Annotated in this window: 12 protein-coding genes; 4 read left to right on the top strand and 8 right to left on the bottom strand. The window is 69.6% G+C overall.

Annotated elements, in window-relative coordinates; translation table 11 throughout:
* Window positions 1-37 precede the first annotated feature (37 nt).
* Window positions 38-2,476 carry a GH36-type glycosyl hydrolase domain-containing protein gene (locus ACQP2E_RS10840; RefSeq protein ID WP_433830429.1) on the bottom strand — a complete coding sequence of 813 codons (2,439 nt, stop codon included), beginning with the start codon at window positions 2,474-2,476 and terminating at the stop codon, window positions 38-40.
* A gap of 1,353 nt (window positions 2,477-3,829) precedes the next feature.
* Between ACQP2E_RS10840 and ACQP2E_RS10835 the strand changes: the two genes are divergently transcribed.
* Window positions 3,830-4,327, top strand: coding sequence for a VOC family protein (locus ACQP2E_RS10835; protein WP_433830427.1), 498 nt, complete (start codon window positions 3,830-3,832; stop codon window positions 4,325-4,327).
* Window positions 4,328-4,336: 9 nt separating this feature from the next.
* On the opposite strand, the gene ACQP2E_RS10830 is transcribed toward ACQP2E_RS10835, so the two are convergent.
* Complete coding sequence (locus tag ACQP2E_RS10830; RefSeq protein WP_433830425.1) at window positions 4,337-4,564, bottom strand: hypothetical protein; 228 nt, start codon at window positions 4,562-4,564, stop codon at window positions 4,337-4,339.
* Window positions 4,565-4,729: 165 nt separating this feature from the next.
* Window positions 4,730-5,740 (bottom strand): intradiol ring-cleavage dioxygenase, encoded by a 1,011-nt coding sequence (locus ACQP2E_RS10825; protein ID WP_433830423.1) that lies wholly within the window; start codon window positions 5,738-5,740, stop codon window positions 4,730-4,732.
* 200 nt (window positions 5,741-5,940) lie between these two features.
* Between ACQP2E_RS10825 and ACQP2E_RS10820 the strand changes: the two genes are divergently transcribed.
* The 3 genes from ACQP2E_RS10820 to ACQP2E_RS10810 all read left to right on the top strand — a co-directional run bounded on the left by ACQP2E_RS10820 (window position 5,941) and on the right by ACQP2E_RS10810 (window position 10,795).
* Complete coding sequence (locus tag ACQP2E_RS10820) at window positions 5,941-9,669, top strand: hypothetical protein (protein ID WP_433830421.1); 3,729 nt, start codon at window positions 5,941-5,943, stop codon at window positions 9,667-9,669.
* Between the two features lie 151 nt (window positions 9,670-9,820).
* On the top strand, window positions 9,821-10,303 hold the full coding sequence (locus ACQP2E_RS10815; protein ID WP_433830419.1) for a hypothetical protein: 483 nt from the start codon (window positions 9,821-9,823) through the stop codon (window positions 10,301-10,303).
* Between the two features lie 126 nt (window positions 10,304-10,429).
* Complete coding sequence (locus ACQP2E_RS10810) at window positions 10,430-10,795, top strand: hypothetical protein (protein ID WP_433830417.1); 366 nt, start codon at window positions 10,430-10,432, stop codon at window positions 10,793-10,795.
* Window positions 10,796-10,798: 3 nt separating this feature from the next.
* On the opposite strand, the gene ACQP2E_RS10805 is transcribed toward ACQP2E_RS10810, so the two are convergent.
* The 5 genes from ACQP2E_RS10805 to ACQP2E_RS10785 form a co-directional block, all read right to left on the bottom strand.
* On the bottom strand, window positions 10,799-11,809 hold the full coding sequence (locus ACQP2E_RS10805) for a 1-aminocyclopropane-1-carboxylate deaminase (protein ID WP_433830415.1): 1,011 nt from the start codon (window positions 11,807-11,809) through the stop codon (window positions 10,799-10,801).
* 9 nt (window positions 11,810-11,818) lie between these two features.
* Complete coding sequence (locus ACQP2E_RS10800; protein ID WP_433830413.1) at window positions 11,819-12,454, bottom strand: GntR family transcriptional regulator; 636 nt, start codon at window positions 12,452-12,454, stop codon at window positions 11,819-11,821.
* A gap of 140 nt (window positions 12,455-12,594) precedes the next feature.
* On the bottom strand, window positions 12,595-14,061 hold the full coding sequence (locus ACQP2E_RS10795; RefSeq protein WP_433830411.1) for a lysyl oxidase family protein: 1,467 nt from the start codon (window positions 14,059-14,061) through the stop codon (window positions 12,595-12,597).
* A 204-nt stretch (window positions 14,062-14,265) separates the two neighbouring features.
* Window positions 14,266-20,241, bottom strand: coding sequence for a DUF7507 domain-containing protein (locus tag ACQP2E_RS10790; protein WP_433830409.1), 5,976 nt, complete (start codon window positions 20,239-20,241; stop codon window positions 14,266-14,268).
* 98 nt (window positions 20,242-20,339) lie between these two features.
* Window positions 20,340-21,038, bottom strand: a complete 699-nt coding sequence (locus tag ACQP2E_RS10785; RefSeq protein WP_433830407.1) for a hypothetical protein — start codon at window positions 21,036-21,038, stop codon at window positions 20,340-20,342.
* Window positions 21,039-21,133 lie beyond the last annotated feature (95 nt).

Genomic DNA, 21,133 nt, shown 5'->3' with positions numbered 1-21,133 from the left:
CCGGGGCGCCCGCCGGCGAGCGCGCACCCCGGCGCTTTCACTCGCTGAACGCCGTGACCTTGACGACGGCGCCCGGCTCCGCCAGGGGGATCAGGTTTCCCTCGACGCGGGCGCCGTCGATCTCCAGGTGGGTGACTCGGTCGCCGGCCCGCACCGAAATCTCGTAGGTGGCGCCACGGAACCTGCGGGTCGCCTCGAATCCCGTCCAGCCGCCGGGCAGGACCGGGTCGACCCGCAGGCCGGTGAAATCGGGGCGGATGCCGAGGATCCACTGCGTGATCGCCACGAAGTTCCAGGCGGCGGTGCCGGAGAGCCAGGAGTTCTTCGCCTCGCCGTGGGTCGGGGCGTCCTTGCCGGCGATCATCTGCGCGTACACGTACGGCTCGCAGCGGTGCACCTCGCTGATCGACTCCCGCGCCGACGGGTTGAGCCGCTGGTAGTAGTCGAACGCGCGGTCACCGTTGCCGGTCATCGCCTCGGCGATCATGATCCACGGGTTGGTGTGGCAGAAGATCCCGGCGTTCTCCTTGTACCCGGGCGGGTACGACGAGATCTCGCCGAGCTCGATGCGGTACCCCGAGTAGGCCGGCTGCTGGAGCACGATGCCGTGCGGGGTGGCGAGCCGCTCCGCCACACTGTCCAGGGCTTTCGCCGCCAGGCCGTCGTCCAGGCCGACCCCGCCGAGCACGCAGATGCCCTGCGGCTCGATGAATATCTGCCCCTCGTCGTTCTCCCCTGACCCGATCACGTTGCCGTGGAAGTCGTACGCCCGCCGGAACCACGCGCCGTCCCAGCCGTGCTCGGCGACCGTGCCGGCCATCTTCTCGGCAGCGGCCCGGTAGTAGACCTCCTCGCCGTCCAGCTCCCGCAGCGCGGCGATACCGGCCAGCTCCTTGGCGGCCAGCACGAAGAGACCGGCGATGAACACCGACTCGGCGACCCCGCCGTGGGCGTTCTCGGTGGTCTGGAACGGCTCACCCGGAGTGTCGGAGAAGCAGTTCAGGTTCAGGCAGTCGTTCCAGTCGGCCCGGCCGATCAGCGGCAGCCCGTGCGGGCCCAGCCGTTCCAGGGTGTACCGCAGGGACCGGCGCAGGTGCTCGTAGAGCGGCTCCTCGCTGCCGGCCGCGTTGTCGAACGGCACCGCCTCGTCCAGCAGCCCGGTGTCACCGGTCTCCTTCACGTACGCGGCCACGCCCAGGATCAGCCACAGCGGGTCGTCGTTGAAACCCTCGCCGATGTCGTTGTTGCCGCGCTTCGTCAGCGGCTGGTACTGGTGGTACGCGCCGCCGGTCTCCTTCTGGGTGGCAGCGATGTCCAGGATCCGCTGCCGCGCCCGCTCCGGAACCATGTGCACGAAGCCGAGCAGGTCCTGGTTCGAGTCGCGGAACCCCATGCCACGGCCGATCCCCGACTCGTACCCCGAGGCGGAGCGGCTCATGTTGAAGGTGACAAGACATTGGTACGCGTTCCAGATGTTCACCATCCGGTCGGTGTCGCCGTCCGGGGTCCTGACCTGGAGCTGTCCGAGCAGCCCGTCCCAGTAGGTCGTCAACTCGGTGAACCCCTGCTCGACCGTCTCCGGCCGCAGCCACCGCTCGATCACCGGCTTGACCCGGGACTTGTTCAGCGTCTGCGATCCCGGCGGGTCGAACTTGGCGTCCTTCGGGTTCTCCGCGTACCCCAGCACGAACTCGACCTCACGAGTCTCGCCGGGCGCGAGCGCCAGCTTGACGTGGTGGCTGCCGATCGGCTGCCAGCCGTGCGCGATCGAGTCACTTGCCGCGCCGTTCTCCACGGCAGCCGGCCGGTCGTACCCTCGATAAGGACCGAGAAAAGCGTCCCGTGACGTGTCGAACCCGGTCAACGGCTCCGAGCAGGCGAAGTACGCGAAGTGGTCGCGCCGCTCCCGGTACTCGGTCTTGTGGTAGATCACGCCGTCCTCGACCTCGACCTGACCGATCGAGTAGTTGCGCTGGTAGTTCGTGGCGTCGTCCTGCGCGTCCCACAGGCAGAACTCGACCGAGGAGAACAGCGACAGCTCGGCCGGGGTGTCCCGGGTGTTCGTCACCCGCACCCGCCACACCTCGAGGCTCTCACCCAGCGGCGCGAAGTACAGCGTCTCGGCCGCGATGCCGCCCCGGGCCGAAGCGATCTTCGTGTAGGACAGGCCGTGCCGGCATTCGTACCCGGTCAGCTCTTTCTCTCGGGTGGGTTGCCAGGAGGGTGACCAATAGTCGCCGGTCTCGTCGTCGCGGACGTAGACGTAACGTCCGCCGACGTCGAGGGGCGCGTTGTTGTACCGGTAGCGGGTGAGCCGCCGCAGTTTGGCGTCGCGATAGAACGAGTACCCGCCGGCGGTGTTGGAGATGATCCCGAAGTACGCGTCGGTGCCGAGGTAGTTGATCCACGGCAGCGGCGTGTCCGGCCGGTCGATCACGTACTCGCGCTTGTCGTCATCGAAGTGCCCGTAACGCAACAGGTCCTCCTGCGGGTCGGCTTGAGAGCGCGTTCTGGGAGCGCTCCCACATGCTTCATTTTACCGCGCCGTAACGATGTTGAACGAGATCTGTCTATATTCCGAAAGCGGGCCGATTCCGCACCCACCACCCGCGCAGTCTGCGCAGCGAGCTATCCGCCACGCGCAATCTGCCCAGCGAGCAATTTGCCACGCGCGGTCTGCCCGGCGCGCTATCCGCCACGCGCGGTCTGCCCGGCGCGCTATCCGCCACGCGTGCCGCCTGCCGGCGTGCCGCCCGCTCGCGCGTCACCCGGTCCAGATCGTGGCAAGTCCTGCCCGCATTTCGGCCCGAGCGTGCCGCGGTCACCGAATTTTCGCGTTCTGCGCCGCCAAGGCGCGAGCGCGGCAACGACGCGGGCGCGAGCGTGGCCCGGCGCGAGCGTGGCCCGGCCCGAGCGTGGCCCGGCCCGAGCGTTTTCGGTGCCGCAGGCTCTTTCCGCTGTTGTCGTCGCGGAGGGCCACGGGTTCCGTGTGCGCTGGTCGGCGCTGGCCGCCTGGCCGGGGCCCTCGGGACCCTGCGAAGCTCTCGGCCCCGAGCGACGTGGACCGGGTCACACGGAACCGCTCCGTGCGCCTTCATCCACGCCATAGCCGAGACGCCAACGCACACACCTGCTACGTGGGCCATCATCACCGCTGGGCGGCGCTTCCGTGCGCCCTCGTCTCGGCCGCGTGCGCTCGCAGTTCGGCGACGTCGCCCCGTGGAGGACGCTTCGTGCTCCCGGTGTCCCGGTCGCGTGCGTTCGCACTTTCGGCGGCGTTGAGGCGCAGACCCCATGTGGGCCGGGAGGACGAACCGGGGTCCATGCAGGGCCATCGTGTGCTCCACGTGCGCGGCCCGGGAGCCGTCCCGGATCACCACGGATCCGGCGACCGAGAGACGTCGGGCCGGGCGCGCCGTCGTCGCGGGCGGCATGCGAGCCCTGCGCCGTCGCAATCAAGGCAAGCTCTGGTCAAGCGGCGTTTGCCGGGTATCGGACCCCGCGGCTCGCGGCCCGCAGCTGTTCGGCCGTGAATCGGGTGGCCTGGCCGAGCCCGGCGAACCCGCGGCCCGTCAGTTGTCCAGCTCGTCCGGCCACATCGCTCGCGCGGAGCCGACCCCGAGCACCAACGCCGCTGCGAACACCACGACTACGACCATGACCGCCGCCCTCCGGTAAGTTGCACATCACTGTGCACCAAAGCCACCTCTCTTAAACAGAGAAGTGGCCCCGGCCTCACAGTGGCGGTCGTCACGCCACCCCAGGGCTGTGCAGGGCCGCGCCCGAGAGTCGTGTCTGCCTGTCTCGACGCATGGCAAGCTCAGGAACCATGAGCGACACCGACCTCGCCAAGTTCGAAGCCGACCGCCACCGCATCCGCGAGACGCATCTGATCCCCGCCGCGGACCGTCCGGCCTCCACCGCCCGCGGTCTGCACCACACCGCCCTGATCAGCAGCGACGTGGAGACGACCGTCCGCTTCTACCAGGACCTGCTCGGGTTCCCCCTGACCGAGCTGATCGAGAACCGCGATTACCCCGGCTCCTCGCACTTCTTCTTCGACATCGGCAACGGCAACCTTCTGGCGTTCTTCGACCTCCCCGGCCTGAACCTGGGCCCGTACGCCGAAGTCCTCGGCGGGCTGCACCACATGGCCATCTCGGTCGACCCGGCTCGCTGGGACGAGCTGGTCGCCCGGCTGGCCCAGGCAGGCGTGGACCACACCGTTCACAGCGGCGTCTCCGTCTACTTCCAGGACCCGGACGGCGCCCGCATCGAACTCATCGCCGACCCCCTCGGCGAAATGTACGGCACGAAGGTCCTCTGAGCTGCCCGTTCAGCGCCGGCGATTGCGCGGATGGTTGCGGGCCATTCGCTCGTTGCCATGCTTGTAGTTCCCGGTCAGCCGCGCCATCAACTCCTGCGGATCCTCAAGGTCGACGTCGACGAGGAATCGCTGCGCTGCGGCACCCCGGAGCACCGCCGCCGGCCGCCCATGATGCAGCACCTCGATGTCGCCGTTCTTCCGGACGCGATATGTGAAGCCCTCAGGCACATTGGTCATCACCGCATCATCACGACCGCACTGTCCGAACGCGAACGACTTTCGGCAGTGAAAGCGCCACACCGAGCGAAAGGCGCCACACCAAGGCGCCCACACCAAAGCGCCACAGCAAAAGCGCCGCGCGGAGCCAATCTCCACGCGGCGCTTCAGCAAGGACAACGGACCTCAGGCCGCCGGCGCACCCGACGGCGGCGCCCCACCCGGACCGCCGCCACCCGGAGCACCCGACGGCGGCGTCCCGCCCGGGCCACCACCACCCGGCGCGCCCGACGGCGGCGTCCCGCCCGGTTGCCCGCCGCCACCGGCCGGGGCAGCGCCACCGGTCGGCGTCGTGCGCGTGTCCACCCCGACCGACAGCGAAACCGCATATCCGCTGCTCACGTCGCCGGTCGCGGTGCCCAGCTGGCTGGCGCCACCGTCGTCGCCGAACACGTTGTCGTTGTCCAGGGTCACCTGCGCCAGGTTCGCCACCGAGGCCTCGTACCCGGTCTCCTTGTAGACCGTGTCGCAGACGTCCTTGGGAAGCGCGACCTGCGAGGTGGCGATCGCCTTCGTCGAGTCCGTGATGTCGGCCTCGGTCGGGTACACCTCGAAGTGGATGTGCGGCCAGCGCCCGGTGTAACACGCCGGGAAGATGCTGGTGAACGACACCGTGCCCGAGTCGTCGGTGATCTGGACGCCGCGCAGATAATTCTCCTCGGTGACCCCTTCGGAGTACATCGAGTACAGACCGGCGCGGTCACAGTGCCACACGTAGACAGCCACACCGGCAAACGCAGCCCCGCCGTTCGCCAGGTCCTTGATCGTCAATTCAAGCGACATGGGTACGCCTTCAGCAGTGCCACTGGCATCGCCGAAACTGGACCGGATGTCGCTGCGAACGATCCCGCTCTGTTCGAGAACGTCCGGACCGTTCGATCCGTCGCCGGGGTACGGCCCCGCGGTCTCGTCCGGAATCTCCCCCGACGACGTGGTCGCCGTGGACGAGGTGGCAGCCGACGAGGTCGAGGACGACGAATCACCGCACGCCGCGAGCCCGAACGCGACCGCACCGGCCCCGAACGCGCGCAGGACGTTGCGCCGTCCCATCAGTGTGCCGAGGTCGAACCCCAGCCCCTGGTCGAACACCTCCTCGTCCGGATTAGGAAGCCGACGACCCTGAAAAGTTGAACTCACGTTTCCTCCGCAATGTGCCGATTGCTTGGGAACCATGCAAACAGCGGAGTCTATGAATGCCCTATGCCACCTCTGTCCAGCCGACATGGAAGCGTCCGGCCGACATGGAAGTGTCCGGCCGACAGGGAAGCCGGTCAACGCCGGTATCCGAAACGCGACAGAGGACCGACGCGAAACCGTCGATTGTCGATAATGACCGCGTGCCCGGTATCGACCCCGCCGAGATCCGCACCGCCGCCGAGTTACGCAAGCACCTGCGGGAGCTGTGGCAACACACCGGACGGACCGTCCGCGAGGTCTCCGACGATGCCTGGCTCATCGCGGAACCGGGCCTCGGTACCCAGCCGGGACACAGCACGGTGGGTGACTGGGTCAGCGGCACATCGCTGCCCGGGCCACAGAGCGCTGCCCTCTTCGCAGCGCTGCTCGAGGTCCTCGGCGTCACGGACACGGACGAGTGGCTGGCCGCCTGGCGACGCGTACGCCTGAAGGCCGGACCGCGCCGCACGGCGCGGGAACCGTACCGGGGGCTGGAGGCCTTCGAGGCAGCCCACGCCGAGCTCTTCTTCGGCCGCGAGACGCTGACCCGGCAGATCCTCGACCGGATCCGTGAGCTCTGGGAGAACGGTGGCGGAATCCTGATCGTGGTTGGCCCGTCCGGGTCGGGGAAGTCCTCGTTGCTGCGCGCCGGGGTGATTCCGGCGCTTGCCGGCGAGCCGGTGACCATCTCGGTGCGAACCCCTGTGGACAAGCCGGAACCATCCACGGCCGGTGAGCCGGGGCGGCGACTCGTGGTGATCGACCAATTCGAGGAGATCTTCACGAACGCGTTCACCGAAGACCAACAGGACCGCTACCTGGCCGGCGTGCACGACCTGGCGAATCCGCCCGGCGGTGCGGTCGTGGTGCTCGGCCTGCGCGCGGACTTCTACGACCAGTTGCTCGGTCACCGCGGCATGGTCGACGCGATCCGGGACGGTCAGATCACCGTCGGCCCCCTCGATGCCGACGAGTTGCGGCAGGTCATCCGGAGGCCGGCTGAGCGGGTGGGTGTGAAGCCCGAGGACGGGCTGGTCGAACTCATCGTCAGGGAGGCCATCGGCGGACCCGGCGTGCTGCCGATGCTCTCGCACGCGCTGCTCAGCACCTGGAAGATCGCCGGCGGGGAGCTCACCGTCGCGGCGTACCGCGAGACCCGCGGCATCCACGGCGCCGTCGCGAACACGGCCGACACGGTGTACCTGGGGCTCGACGCTCACCAGCAGGAACTCGCGAGACGGCTCTTCCTCAGCCTCGTGCATCTGCACCCGGACTCGCCGGACACCCGTCGGCGACTCAGCCGTGACAGCCTTTCCGCCGAGGTCGGCGACCCGGTGATCGTGGACGACATCGTCCGCGAGTTCGTCGATGCCCGGCTCCTCACCGCCGGTGAGAGATACATCGAAGTAAGCCACGAAGCACTGATCACCGGCTGGCCGCAGCTGCGCGACTGGCTCGACGCCGACCGTAACAGCCTGCTGATCCGCGCCCAGGTCATCGCCGCCGCGAAGGCCTGGGACCGGGACGGACGGCACCCCGAGGACCTCTACCAAGGCACTCGCCTGGCAGCAGCGCAGAGCTGGGCATCCGGGCCGCGCGCCGACCCGACAGCGCAGGTCAGCGACTTCCTCGCCGCCGGTGAGCGGCACGCACGGCGCCGCACGACCGTGCTGCGCCGGACCGTGGCCACGCTCAGCGTGCTCTCCTTGACCCTGCTGCTGTCCACCGGTTACGCCCTCGATCGCCGCGGGGAGGTCGAGCGTCAGCGTGCCCTCGGCGACGAGCAGCGCCGTGACGCGGTCAGCCGCCTGCTCGCCGGACGCGCGGACACACTGCGCGAGACGGACGCTCCGCTCGCCATGCAACTGAGCCTGGCCGCGTACCGGCTCACACCGACACCGGAGGCCCGGGCCAGCCTGCTCCAGGCGTACGCCGGACCAGCGGCTACCCGGCTCGGCGGCTTCGCCGGCGAGGTACAGGCGGTGGCGGTCGCGCCCGGCGAGTCGGTGATCGCGGCGGGCAGCGCCGGCGGAACCGTCCGGTTGTGGCGCGACGGCGGACCCGGCGGGCCCCTGACCACCCTCGGTGAGGCGCTGACCGGGCCGTCCGGAACCGTGTACACGGTCGCCTTCAGCCCCGACGGCCGCACCCTGGTGGCGGCCGGCAGCGAGGGAGCGCTGCACCGATGGGACATCACCGACACCACACGGGCGGTGCCGCTGCCGCCGCTGACCGGGCCGTCGGCGACCGTGTACTCGGTCGCGTACAGCCCGGACGGCCGGACGATCGCCGCCGGTTCCGCCGACGGCCGGATCTGGCGCTGGTCCGGCGGCACCGCGCTCCCGTCCCTGGAAACCGGCGAGACCACTCGTCTCCCGGTCACCTCGATAGCCTTCAGCCCGGACGGCCGGGTCCTCGCCGCCGGCCAGGGAGCAGAGGTCCGGCTGTGGCCGGCAGCAGGCGGCGCTCCGGTGACGCTGGCCGGGCACGAGGGTGACGTCACCGCTGTCGCGTTCAGCCCGGACAGCCGGACGATCGCCTCAGGCAGCCGGGATCAGACGGTACGGCTCTGGAACATCACCGATCCGGCCCGGCCCGCAGCACGTCTCGCTCCATTGGCCGGCCCGTCGAGCTGGATCAACGCGGTCGCGTTCAGCAAAGACGGAACAATCGTGGCGGCGGCGGCCTCCGATCGTACGATCAGCAGCTGGGAAGCCGGAACCGGCGCGCCTGCCGCGACCCTCACCGGTCCCGCGCAACTCACCTCGATCGCTTTCGGTGCCGGCGACAGCGTCGTCGCCGGCAGCGGCGACGCGACGGTGCGGGTGTGGCGCGCCGGCGAGCCCAGCCTGGGCGGCGCCGGCGGAACGATCTTCAACGTGGCGGCCGGGGTCAGCCGGGGTACGAACACCCCGATCGTCGCCGCCGCGGCCTCCAAGGACCGGGCGACCCGGCTCGCCGACATCACCGACCCTCGTCGCCCAGCGCCCATCGGACCCGTCCTGACCAGCACCGATGACGACGTTCCCTACGCCGGCACCACCGCCCTGAGCCCTGATGGAAGGCTGCTCGCCATCGGCACCCGAACCGGGCCGGTACATCTCTGGGACGTCAGCGACCCGGCCCGGCCCCGGCGTGCCGGGGTGCCGCTGACCGGCCTTGCCGACCTCGTCGAGACCGTCGCCTTCAGCCCCGGCGGTGATCATGTCGTCGCCGGTGGCCAGGACCGGACCGTGAAGATCTGGGACACACGCGGAGACGGGCGGGCCATCGCGAGCATCGGCTTGGGCAGCGCGATCGTCTACTCCGTGGCGATCAGCCCGGACGGGCGGTCGCTGGCGATCGGCACCACGGCCAACACCGTCCGGCTCGTCGACCTCAGCGACCCGGCCCGGCCCCGGCAACGCGGTGCCGACCTAGGCGGATTCGGCGGATACGTGTACAGCGTCGCCTTCAGCGCGGACAGTCGGTACCTCGCGGCCGGGAGCGCCGACCGCAGCGTCCGGCTGTGGGACGTCACCGGTTCGGAGATCGTGCGAGACGCCGGGATGCTGACCGGGGCCGGCGCGAACGTCTACTGGGTCGCCTTCGCTCCTGATGGACATACCCTCGCGGCCGCCTCGGCGGACCGCACGATCCTGGTCTGGGACGACGTCACGGAACGCACTCCATCGATGATCCTGCGCGGGCTGTCCGAGCCTGCTCGGACGGTGGCTTTCGCCGCGGACGGGCACACGCTGGTCTCGGCCGGCCAGGACGCCCGTATCCGGCTGTGGGAGCTCGATCCCGGAAGGGTGTCCGCCTGGGTGTGCGCCACCGCCGGCGAACCGGTGACCCGGCAGGAATGGGAGCAGTACGTACCCGGCGATCCCTACACCGCGCCCTGCTGATCCGGGCGTCCGGAGTTGTCCGGGACCTGATCCGGGGTTGTCCGGCCAGTCCGGAACCCCTACCTGGAGATCTCCCCGGCTGGGTTGGATTGCGCGGCAGGCGGTCGGATGCGGCAACGTCCGGCCGCCCCCGTCCAGATGGGGAGATTCGATGTGGAGTCGCGCTGACAAGATCAACCTGACGATCGCGCTCGTCGCCGCGGTCGCCGCGCTCGTCGCGGCCGTCCCGGTGGTCAAGGGCTTCTGGCTCGACTGGAGGCGGCCCCAGTCGTCCTTCAGCAACCCGTCCGCCCCGCAGCACAACACGACAGCGGCAACGATCGACGCCGAAGGCACGGCGGCGAACCTCCCGGCCGACAACGATCTCTGGCTGGTGGTCCGGTCCGACGGGCTCTGGTACCCGATCGGCATCTGCACGGTGAACGACGGCGGCTGGTCGTTCGAAGATGTCCCGCTCGGCAACCCCAAGGAGAAGGGCCAGTACACGCTCTACCTCTATCTGACCGGCCCGGCTGAGACCGGCGACTTCGCCGACTTCCAGACCAGGCAGGCAAACGACGAGTCCGCGACCGGGCTCAAGAGCCTGCCACCCGGCCTGCGCGTCCTCGACCACGCGGTGGTCACCCGCGCCTGAGCGCGTCGCCTGCCGATTCGAGGGGGACCGGCAGGCGACGCGAAGGTTTCCTCCAGGTAAGGCGGATACGCTCCAGCCGCCGCCCGATCAAGGCCGGGAATCGCGGCGACACCGGGGAGAACGTGCATGAGGAGAAGGCTTCACTTCGGCTGGATGCTCCCCGCGAGCATCGTCGCCGTGTTGCTCGGCGTGGTCAGCGGCATCACCTGGCTGGTCAGCCGCCTCATCGACGTCGACCAGTTCGACCAGGGCGAGATCAGCGACGGGCGCCCCTGCATAGCCACGGTCCAATCAATCTCGGACACCCACAAGGCTGACGTCTATCGGGTGGAGCTCCGCCTCCACGCGTACGACGGCACCGAGGAGGTCGACACCGTCGTGCGCGAGTCGCTCACGCCCGCCGAGGCGGGTCTTGCGATCCCCGGCGCCGAGTTCCGCTGTGTCACCGACCCGGAGGACCACACCCACGTCGAAGTCTTCTGGTCCGAGTAACTTTCAGGAGAAAAGACCCGCGTACGCGTTGAGCGCCGGCTGTCCGCCGAGGTGCGCGTAAAGCACGTTCGAGTCCCGGGCGATCTCACCACGGCCGACCAGGTCGATCAGCCCGGCCATCGACTTGCCCTCGTAAACCGGGTCGGTCACCATGCCCTCGGTCCGGGCCGCCAGCTTCATCGCGTCGAGCGTCGCGGTGTCCGGGATGCCGTAGACACCGCCGTGGTACCGCTCGTCCAGGATGATCTCGTCCTCGGTCAGGTCCCGCTCGACGCCGATCAGCGAGGCCGTGGCCCGCGCGATCCGCGCCACCTGGTCACGCGTCTCCACCGGCTTGGCCGAGCCGTCGATCCCGATCACCCGGCGCGGGCGTCCACCGGCGGCCGCGAACCCGGCGATCATGCCGGCCTGGGTGCTGCCGGTCACCGAGCACACGATGATCGTGTCGAAGAAGACGTCCAGCGCACGCTCCTGCTCGATCACTTCGTACGCCCAGTTCGCGAAGCCGAGCCCGCCGAGGCGATGGTCCGACGCGCCGGCCGGGATGGCGTAGGGCGTACCCCCGCCGGCCGTGACCTCGGCGATGGCCGCGTCCCAGCTCTCCTTGAAGCCGATGCCGAAACCGGCCTTCACCAGCCGGACGTCCGCGCCGGCGAGCCGGCTGATCAGGATGTTGCCGACCTTGTCGTAGACGCTGTCCGGCCAGTCCACCCAGCTCTCCTGCACCAGCACGCACTTCAGGCCGGTGGCCGCGGCGACGGCCGCGACCTGCCGGGTGTGGTTCGACTGCACCCCGCCGATCGAGACGAGCGTGTCGGCACCCCGCGCGAGCGCGTCCGCGACGAGATATTCCAGCTTGCGGGTCTTGTTGCCGCCGTACGCGATACCGGAGTTGCAGTCCTCCCGCTTGGCCCAGACGGCCGCGCCGCCGAGATGCCTGGTCAGCCGATCGAGGCGGTGCACCGGTGACGGGCCGAACAGCAGCGGGTGGCGGGGGAAATCGGCGAGCGACATGCGAACTCCTCAGAACGTGACGCTGTGGTGCAGATGGCCCCAGATGGTCGAGTTGACCTCGACGGCCCGCGCCTCGTCGCGCGTGGCCAGGGCTTCGATGAGTTCGTCGTGCAGCCGCACCGAGCGGGAGGCTTGTGCTGAGGTGAAAAGCAGGCGCTCGGCTCGGCGTACCAAAGGGGTGTATCGATCGACGGTGCCGGTGGCCGCGGCATTGCCGTAAGCACGCAGCGGGATCGCGTGCACCTCGTCGTCGGCGGTCAAGGCCGCCTCGACGTCGCCATCGGCGACGGCGGCGGCAAACCTGGCGTTCGCCTCCCGCATGCGTTCCACCTGGTCAGGGGTCAATGTCGAGGCAATCGAGAGGACGGCAAGACCGTGCATCGCGCCGACCACAGCCGCCGCGTCCTCGACGTCCTTGGCGACCACCTCGGTGACCCGGGTGTAACTCTGCGGCTTCGTCTCGACGAGCCCCTCACCGGCGAGCCGGGCCAGCGCCTCACGGATCGGAGCCCGGGAGAGACCGAGCCGCTCGGCCAGATCGTCGGGCCGCAGCGCGGCGCCGGGAGCGAGCGTGCCGTCGACGATGGCGCCGAGCAGCCGCCCGTAAGCCGCGTCCCGCAACAGATGCCGTCCCACCGTCTCCACAACTGAAATGTTAGATACCAATCACGCCCGAGGGCAACCCCGGTGTTGGAGCCAAACGAGCAGGGTGCGGCTGCCTTCCCGGCAACGCACCCGCCCCGCCCCATTCGGAGGCGGGGCGGGGCGGCAACTGTAGAAACGTGTCAGCCGGTGATGCCGTTGACCTTCGGGACGGTCAGGGTGCGCTTCGTGGCCGTGCCGCCGATCACGATCTTGCGCAGCGCCGAGTTGTTCGTGGTGCTGGTCTCGGCGAGCTTCTTCGACGGGTTGGCGAGCACCTGGATGTAGTAGGTGCCGTTCTTCAGCTTGGTGATGTCGAAGGACTGGCCCGGCCGGTCCTGGCTGTACGTGTCACCGTTGCCGATGTCCAGGACCTCCCGCACCGCGACGACGGTGTTGGCACCGCACGACGTCGCGAGATCGGTGTTGTCCGGCCGCCACTTCGCGCCCTTGATCGTGTAGTCGACGGCGTCGGTGTTGGCCAGGCAGAACGCCTCCTTGCCGCTGTGCACGACGAGCTTCTTGTCCGCGGCGAGCAGGTTGTACTGGGCGAAGTCGGTGAAGTGCCAGTGCAGGTGGCCCTCACGCGGGTCCCACTGCATGGTTCCGGCGGCCTTGGAGCCGACCTGCTTGCCCTTGGCGTCGAAGAAGTACTGGTACGCATCCATCACCTCGGTGCCGGTCCGGCGGAAGCCGTCGACCAGCAGCGGCGAGGTGCCGGCGTTCCAGACAGTGGCGCCGAAGTTGACGTACGTCTTGCCGTCCGGCTTGCCGGTCTTCTCGTTGACGCCCTCGGAGAGCGAGATGCCCCATGCGGGAAGCGACTTGAGGTCGGGCTTCGGACCGGCCGGGACGGTCTTGACCGTCTTCGGGCGGGCCGCAGCGGCACGGAACTCGGGCAGGAACGAGGAGACCTGCCGGCTGGCGTCCCCTTCACCGTGGTGCAGATCGTGCACCCCGGCAGCCGGCGCGGCCGGCTTCTTCTTGGCGAAGGAGGAGAACTTCACGTCTACCACGTTCAGCGCCACCTTCGCGCTGGCCTGCTTCGCCGGAATCCCGAACAGCTTGGTGTACTTCGCGTTCACCGTCGCGGTCGCCGTGTACTTGCCGGCCTTCAGCTTTGCCAGCGTCGTGCTGTTCGGCTGGTCCGGCACCGCGGCGTCCCAGCCCGCCTGGATACCCCAGACCGCGCCGAGCGTGAACGGGTTCTCCCCGCCGCACCGGGTCGGGTACGGGTTCGTGGCCGGCGCGTCCCGCCGGGTACGCCCGGACGAGTACGAGTTCGCGCAGAACGCCGTCTTGTAACTGGTGACCACCTTCCCCGCCTTGTCGGTGATGGTGATCGTGGTGAAGTCCTTGAGCCCGGTGAAGTCACGGACCGTGCCGAGCGGCAGTACCGCCTGGGTCCTCTTGCCGTTCTTCACGACGGTGCGGGTCGCGACGATCGGCGAGTCGTAACCCTTGCGGGTGGCACGGATCTCGAACGGGTCCTTGCCCGCGATCACGTGCAGGCCGAGGTCGAAGTACACGTAGACGTCGTCGCCGTCGGCGTACCGCTCGGCGGTCACGGTCTTGGCGGCGGCCACGAAGGACAGCGGCGGAGGTGCCACCGCGCTTCCGCCGCGCTCACGCCGGCGCCCGTGAGCAGTAGCGCGCCCACCGCGACGACCGCGATCGGCCTCCGTCTCCTCGGGTGTGTCATCTGTTCCCCCCATGCCGGTCGGCCGGTTTCGCACCGGCCTCGTGGCACAGATCCCACCGCACCGTCTGTGAAACTCCTGTGAGGTCACGAACGTTGGCACGGACCCGGGAGGTCAGCCGACTGTGGACTCAGGGCGCGATCGGCGGGTGACCAGGAGCAACGCGACGCCGGCCAGAATCATCGCGAATCCGGCGAGGAACATGGCGGCAGAGCCGCCGGTCACCGGAACGGTGCCGGGTGGGTCATCCGGTCCCGCTTGCGGATCTTCCGAGGGTACGACGACCGTCGACGGCGCCGTGGCCTCCACCGGATCGGCTGCCGCTGCCGTCCGATCGCCGGTGACCAGCACCTCGTACGTGTGCCGTCCGCTGGCCACGTCGTGTTCGGTCAGGTGGTAGACGCCGGACTTGCAGGTGACCGTCCGGCCCGGGGCGAGCCGGGTGGCGGGGCAGGTCACCTTCGCCGGCAGGCCGGTGACGCGTACGTTGACGAGCGTGACGTTGCCTTCGTTGCGCACGGCGATGGTGGAGACCACGTCGTCGGGCACACCGAGTTTGCCGTCGCCGTCCACGTCGGTCCAGGTGGCCTTCTGGTCGGCGGTCAGTTTCGGCCGGGCCGCGACGACCGGCACCGTCGTCTCGGCGCTGTTCGAGCCGACGCCCCGGTCGGTGGTGGACCACAGCCCGGCGGCGGTGGCGCGGGCGTCGACCGGCCGGCTGTTGTCGATGTCGTCCTGGGTGACCTGGTACGCCCGATCAGCGGTACAGGTCGTCGACACCCCCACGGCAAGCCGGGTGTCGGCGCAGGTCACCGATCCGGCCCGGGAGTCGGTGACGGTCAGGGCGCGAACGGTGACGTTGCCGGCATTGGTGACCTGGTACCGGTACCGCACGGTGTCACCGATGTCGGCGGACGTGGCGGCGAGCACCGCGACGTCCCCGGCCTCCGAAGCCGACCCGATGATCGACGCCCACATCCGCAGCCGCAGCGCGGGCAACGGATCGGCCACCCCGACGCTGACCGTGAACGGCCCGAACGACGTCTCCGACGGGGCGTTGCCGACAACCGTGACCTGGTCGAGGATGGCGGTGGCCGCGTCGATGTCACCCTGGGTGACCCGGTAGACCCCACTGGTGCAGGTCATGCTCTCCCGCACGGCAAGGCTGTCCAGCGGGCACCTGACCGGGCCGACCCGCGTGGAGGCGACGGCGATGCCGGTCACCGGCTGGTTCCCCGAGTTGATCACCTCGTGGGTGTACGTGATGGTGTCGCCGATCTCGGCCGCGTCGTGGTGCGCGGCCGGGGTGACGGTCGTCGTGGTGCGTACCACCAGGGCGGGTTCGCTGACCAGGACGGGCACGCCGATCTCGATGGGCCCGTACGTGCGGTTCTGTCCCCCGCTTCGCCCGGTGACCGCCGCCCGGTTGCGGACCTGGCCACCGGCGGCGACATCGAGGACGGTCACGGTGTAGCGGGCCAGCGAGCGGCAGGTCATCGAGCCACCGGGTGCCAGCGTGTCGTGGGTGCAGCTCGCGGCGCCGAGCCGGGTGTCCTCGACGACAACGTCACTCATGGTGACGGTGCCGGGGTTGGTGACCGTGTACTCGTACCCGATGGTGTCGCCATGTTCGACGCCGTTGCGGTGGCTGTCGGGGGTGACCAGCGCCTGGCCGGTGAGGGTGAGGCGGGACGTGCCCGGCGCGATCGGCACGGTGACCGGCGCGGTGGCCTGGAGGCTCGCCGTGCTCTGGGTGGCTGTCCGGCCGCGCAGCTGCACGGCGCCGGTCAGGGTGCCGCCGGTGTCGACGTCGATCTGCCGGACGGTGTACGTCGTCGCGTCGCAGTCCATGTCCGCGCCGACAGCCAGGCTGGTGGAGGGGCAGGAGGCGGCGCCGCCGAGGGTGTCGGTGACGGAGATGCCGGACATCGTGACGTTGCCGGTGTTGCGGACGTGGTACTCGGAGTCGACGAGGTCGCCGAGGGTGACGCCGCTCTGGTGGGCTCCGGGGCTGACGCTGGTGGTGACGGCCAGGGTCAGCAGCGGCGTGGATCCGACCACGGGGACCGACGATCCGCCCTCGGCGATGGCGACCGCGGCGCCGGGCGCCACGCTCGTTCCGGCGACGATGGCGTCGTTGGACACGGGCCGATCGGCGTCGACGTCGTCCTGGCTGACGAGGTACGGGGCGACGGACTGGCAGGGCACGGTGGCGCCGGCGGCGACAGTGGCCGGGCAGGTGACGCCGGAGACCTTGGAGTCGCTGACCGTGAGGTTGCCGAGGGTGACATTGCCGTTGTTGGTGACGACATACGTGTACCCGATGGTGTCGCCCACGCCGACGGTGGCCGCCGCGACCGGGGTAACCACGACCGCGAGCGCCGGCGCCGGGACGGCGAGCGTGACGGAGGCGCTGTACGGCCCGTACGTCCTGACTGTCGTGGCACCACTGGGTATGCCGGTGACCGTGGCCGAGCTGGTGATGGCCCCGCCGGTGTCGAGGTCGGCCGGGGTGACCGGGTACCGGTTGGCGGGCGAGATGGTGCAGGTCATCGTGGCGCCGATGACCAGGGTGCTCTGCGGGCAGCTGACCGGTGCGACCCGGGTGTCGGTGACCGCGATGCTGTCCATGTTGACGTTGCCGTTGTTGGTGACCGCGTACGCGTAGTCGATGCGGTCGCCGGCGGCCGCCGCGTTCTGGCGGCTGACCGTGCTGACGGTGGCGGTGACCACGGCGGTCAGCGACGGGACGGCGACCACTACCGGGACACTGGCGGTCGTCTGGGCGTACGCAATGGGTTCGATGTTGATCGGGGCTTGGGCTTTCGCGGTTGCCGTGTCGCTGATCGGGGTGCCGGCGGTGATGTCCGCCGAGGTGACGAGATAGCTGCTGGCGGCCGTGCAGGTGACGACGGCGGCCGGGGCGAGGCTGGTGACGCCGCCGCAGTTGCCGGCGCCGCCGCGGGTGCCGCTGACCGACAGGCTGCTCATGGTCAGGTTGCCGGTGTTGGTGATCTTGTATTGGTAACTGATCGTGTCGTTGGCGGCGGCGCCGACCGCCGAGCCCGAGGAGAGCGTGGTGAGCACCTCGAGGGTGAGCACCGGCGCGGCCGCCGTGACGGTGACGGTCGCCGAATCGGCGTTGTCACTGGTGTCCGGATCGGTGCTGCTCGACGCGATGATCCGGCTGGAGTTGGAGAGCGAGCCGAAACCCTGCGCGCTCGCGGTGAGCAGCAGCTGTTCGGCGGCGGCGCCGGCCGTGATCTGCGGAATCGACCAGATGCTGACGCCCGCGTCGTAACTGCCGGCGCTGGGTGTGCCGGTGAGCAGGACCAGGCCGGCGTCGGCGTCCTCGCGCACCATCACGCTGGTGGCGTCGGACGGCCCGAAGTTGCGTACCCGGATCGTGAAGGTCAGCTGGTCGCTCTGCACCACCGCGGTGGGGCTGACCGACTTGGTGACGCGCAGGTCGGAGCGGTGCTCGACGGTCCGGGTGGTGGTGACGCTGTTGTCCGAGCCGTCCGGGTCGGTGCTGGACGCCGAGACCGTGGCGGTACGCGAGTACACCGTTGCCGAGTACGACGCCGACAGCAGCACCCCGGCGAACTCGATCTGCCAGCTGGCCGAGGTGGCGAGCGACGGCCGGGTGCAGACGTAGATACCGCCGTCGGCGGTGACCGTGCCGGGCGCGCCGGAGCCTTGGAAGGCGCAGGTCCCGCCGCTCTGGGTGGCTACCGGGATGGGCCGGCCGGCCGGGATGGCCTGGCGCAGCACGACACCCTCGGCCCGGGTGGGACCGTCGTTGCCGACCGTGACGACACCTTTGGCGTTGTGCCCGGCGATCAGCGGCTGAGTGGTGTCGGTGTCGTTGGTGATCACCTGGCTCACCGTCAGGTCGGCTTCGAGTTCGATGGTGAACAGGACGACCGAGGTGTCGTTCGCCGAGCTCGGGTCGGTGGTCGGCGAGATGACCGTGGTGCCGGCCCGCTGCGGGCCGGCTGCCGCGTTGGCGCCGACGGTGACGGTGCCGGAGATCCGCACGACGTTGTACGGCGACTGCGCCGGCAGCAGCGGCAACGTGCAGGCGCTGGCGGTGCAGTACTGCGACGAGGGCCGGTTCACGGTGAACCCGACCGGCACGACCGTGTTGAACGAGACGTTCGTCGCCGCCGACGGGCCGTTGTTGGTGACGGTCAGCGTGAACGGCACGGTGTCACCCGGTTTGGCGCTGGTCGCGCCGATGGTGAGCTGCACGCCGACGTCGGCCTCGGCGGTGCCGGCCGACTGCACCGAGTAGTTGTTGTCGGTGATGTCGGTCTCGGGTGTCGACGAGCTGACCGAGACGGCGTTGTTGACAGCGCCGGTGCCGCTGGAGTCGAGCTGCACCACGATGGTGACGGTGCGCGAGACGCCCGGATCGGTGGTGGGCAGGGTGCACTCGACCGTGCGGGTGGCCGCGGCGAGCGCACACGTGCCGGCCGAGGGGGTGGCACTGATGAACGTGGACCCGGTGACGATCGGGTCGGTCAGCATGATGTCGCGAGCCGTCGAGGGACCGTTGTTGGTCACTGTCGCGGTGTAGGTCACGGTGGTTCCGGCGACCGGCACCGCGGGTGTGTACGCCTGAACCACCCGAAGGTCGGTGTGCGTGGCGACCGTGGAACTCACCGACGTGGCGTTGTCGGCCTGACTGATCTCGTACGTGGCGCTGGTCGCCGACGCCGTCAGGGTTGCCTGGACACCCGGGGTGGCCTGGGGTATGACGGTGCCGGTGATGTTCATGGTGGCGGTGGCCCCGGCGGCCAGTGAGGGTATGTCGCAGGTCGCCACGTAACCGGAGACGGTGCAGGTGCCCTGCGGCGACGTGGCGCCGATTCCGATGATGCCGAACGGGATCACCGAGCTCACCTGCACGGTGTTCGCCGTGTTCGGGCCCTTGTTGAGCACGGTGAGCACGGTGGCGGCGGGCGAGCCGGCGATCGTGCCGGGTGCGACCACCGCGGCGGTGACGGCGAGGTCGGCGGCGGACGCGATGGTCGTCCCGGCAGTGCTGGAGGTCGAGGTCACCGTCGTGCTGGTGAGCGCGTCGAGGTAGGAGACGGCGGCCGCGTTGCTGATCGTCGAGGCGGCGGCCGCCGAGGTCACGCGTACCTGGTAGCTGAAGGATCGTGACTCGGTCACCGGGAGCTGACCACCGGAGCTCGCGCCCGCGCCGGTTCCGGCACGGACCCGGACGGTACGCGAAGCCGCGTCGTACTCGCCGGTGTCGGAGTCGGCCGCGTCGGAAACCGTCGTCGAGCTGGAGCCGGTGATCGTCTTGATCGAGCCGGGCACGAACGTCACCCCGGCCGGCAGGTCGTCCGTGAAGATCACGTTCTTCGCCGGGTTGCCGCCCTGGTTGGAGGCGTTGACGGTGTAGGTGAGCACGTCGCCGACGTTGCCCGACCCGGCGGAGACCGAGGTCGTGCTGACCAGGCAGGGCGAGTTGCCGAACGAGATGCCGTCGAGGAAGTTGCCGTACGTCGGCTTGTTCTGCGCCGCCGAGATCGAATCGAACGCGAACCGGGAGACGGTCTGCCCGGCCGGCACGGTATAGATGCCGGACCAGGTCCCCCACGCCGCGGAGCCGTCGGTGATCAGCGAGCCCTGCTGGACCAGGGTGCCGCCGGGCGGCCCGATCTTGGTGGCCATCACGTCGGTGCCGAGCCGGCCGCGGTGCCGCAGCTCCCAGCGCAGCGTCTGGCCGGGCGTGGTCGGCAGGTCCTGGTACAGCTGGGAGACGTAGTTGGCGTTGAGCTCGACGAACTGGTTGCCGGAGGCGGAGGTGAAGGTCTGCCGGACCTCGCGCCACAGCTCGAACACCTTGTCCGGGGCGGTGGTCTTCCAGCCGGGCATGTCCGGGCCCTCGGCGATCAGCGACATCGAGTTCGCGGCGATCACCGGCGCCTCGAAGTCACCGTTCGCGATCGTCACCGGTGCGGGACAGGTGGTCTGCGCGGCGCGTGCCGGCACTGTCGTTTCCACACCCGGTAAAAGCAGGAACAACGTACCCAGCAGGACGGCGACGCCTAACGGCGCGACTCCTTTCACGTTCGGGACGTTATGCCGTAAGAGTGCTTTTCATGGTTGTTTTGGTGGTATTGGTCCGCCGGGGCCCGGCAGCCTGTAAGGAGCCGGGCCCGGACGGATCAGAGCGCCTTGTCGAGCTTCTTCAGGGCACGCTTCGTGAGCTTCTTCAGCTCGGCGGTCTCCGGCTCCTCGGAGCCGACAAGCGCCACTGTCGCGTAGACGTCGTCCTGCGCCACGGCGACAAGCTTGCCGGGTACGGCGATCTCGAAGTTGCCGTCCTTGAGCGTGACGATCACCGAGATGGCCTGCGAGTCGTCGCCGACCTTCGGGAACGCCTTCAGCGCCGACATCTCCATCCTGAGGTTGCCGCTCTTCACGGTCGGGCAGCGCTTGAGCATGTCCCGGGTGCCGTCGACGAGATCGTGGGCAGCCTTCTTGCCGGTGCCGGCGAGCGTCTGGAGCAGCATCGGGCCGTCGGCGCCCTTCATGAAGGCGGCGAGTTCGAGCTTCACCTTGCCGGCGGTCCGGGGTGCCACCGGCTGAGTCGTCGCCGGGGCCAGCAGATCCTTGAGCGGCGGCACGTCCGGCACCTTGCACGGGTCCCCGCCCAGCGAGTTCGGGTCGATCAGCCCGGGCAGCAGACCGGCGCCCATCACCTCGGCGTCGAACGCCGCCCATCCCTTGCCCTTGGGCAGGTCCTTCTCGGTGAGCAGCCCGTCCGCGAGCTTCGCCGGCGCGGCCACGGCGGGAGCGGAAAAGGCCAACCCGGCCACCACCCCGGCGGTCAGCGAGGCGGCAATTTTCGTCAACATTCTCATGCGCCCCACCCTAAGCGGGCTTTTCCGGGCAATCCGGGAAATTCGGAGGCTCATAGACCGCTCACAGACAGCCGACGGCGGGCGCTCAGATCGCG

This window comes from Actinoplanes sp. CA-015351 (genome assembly GCF_050955685.1).
Lineage (GTDB): Bacteria > Actinomycetota > Actinomycetes > Mycobacteriales > Micromonosporaceae > Actinoplanes.
Note: the sequence above shows the minus strand (reverse complement) of the source record. Positions and strands in the feature narration are given on the sequence as shown.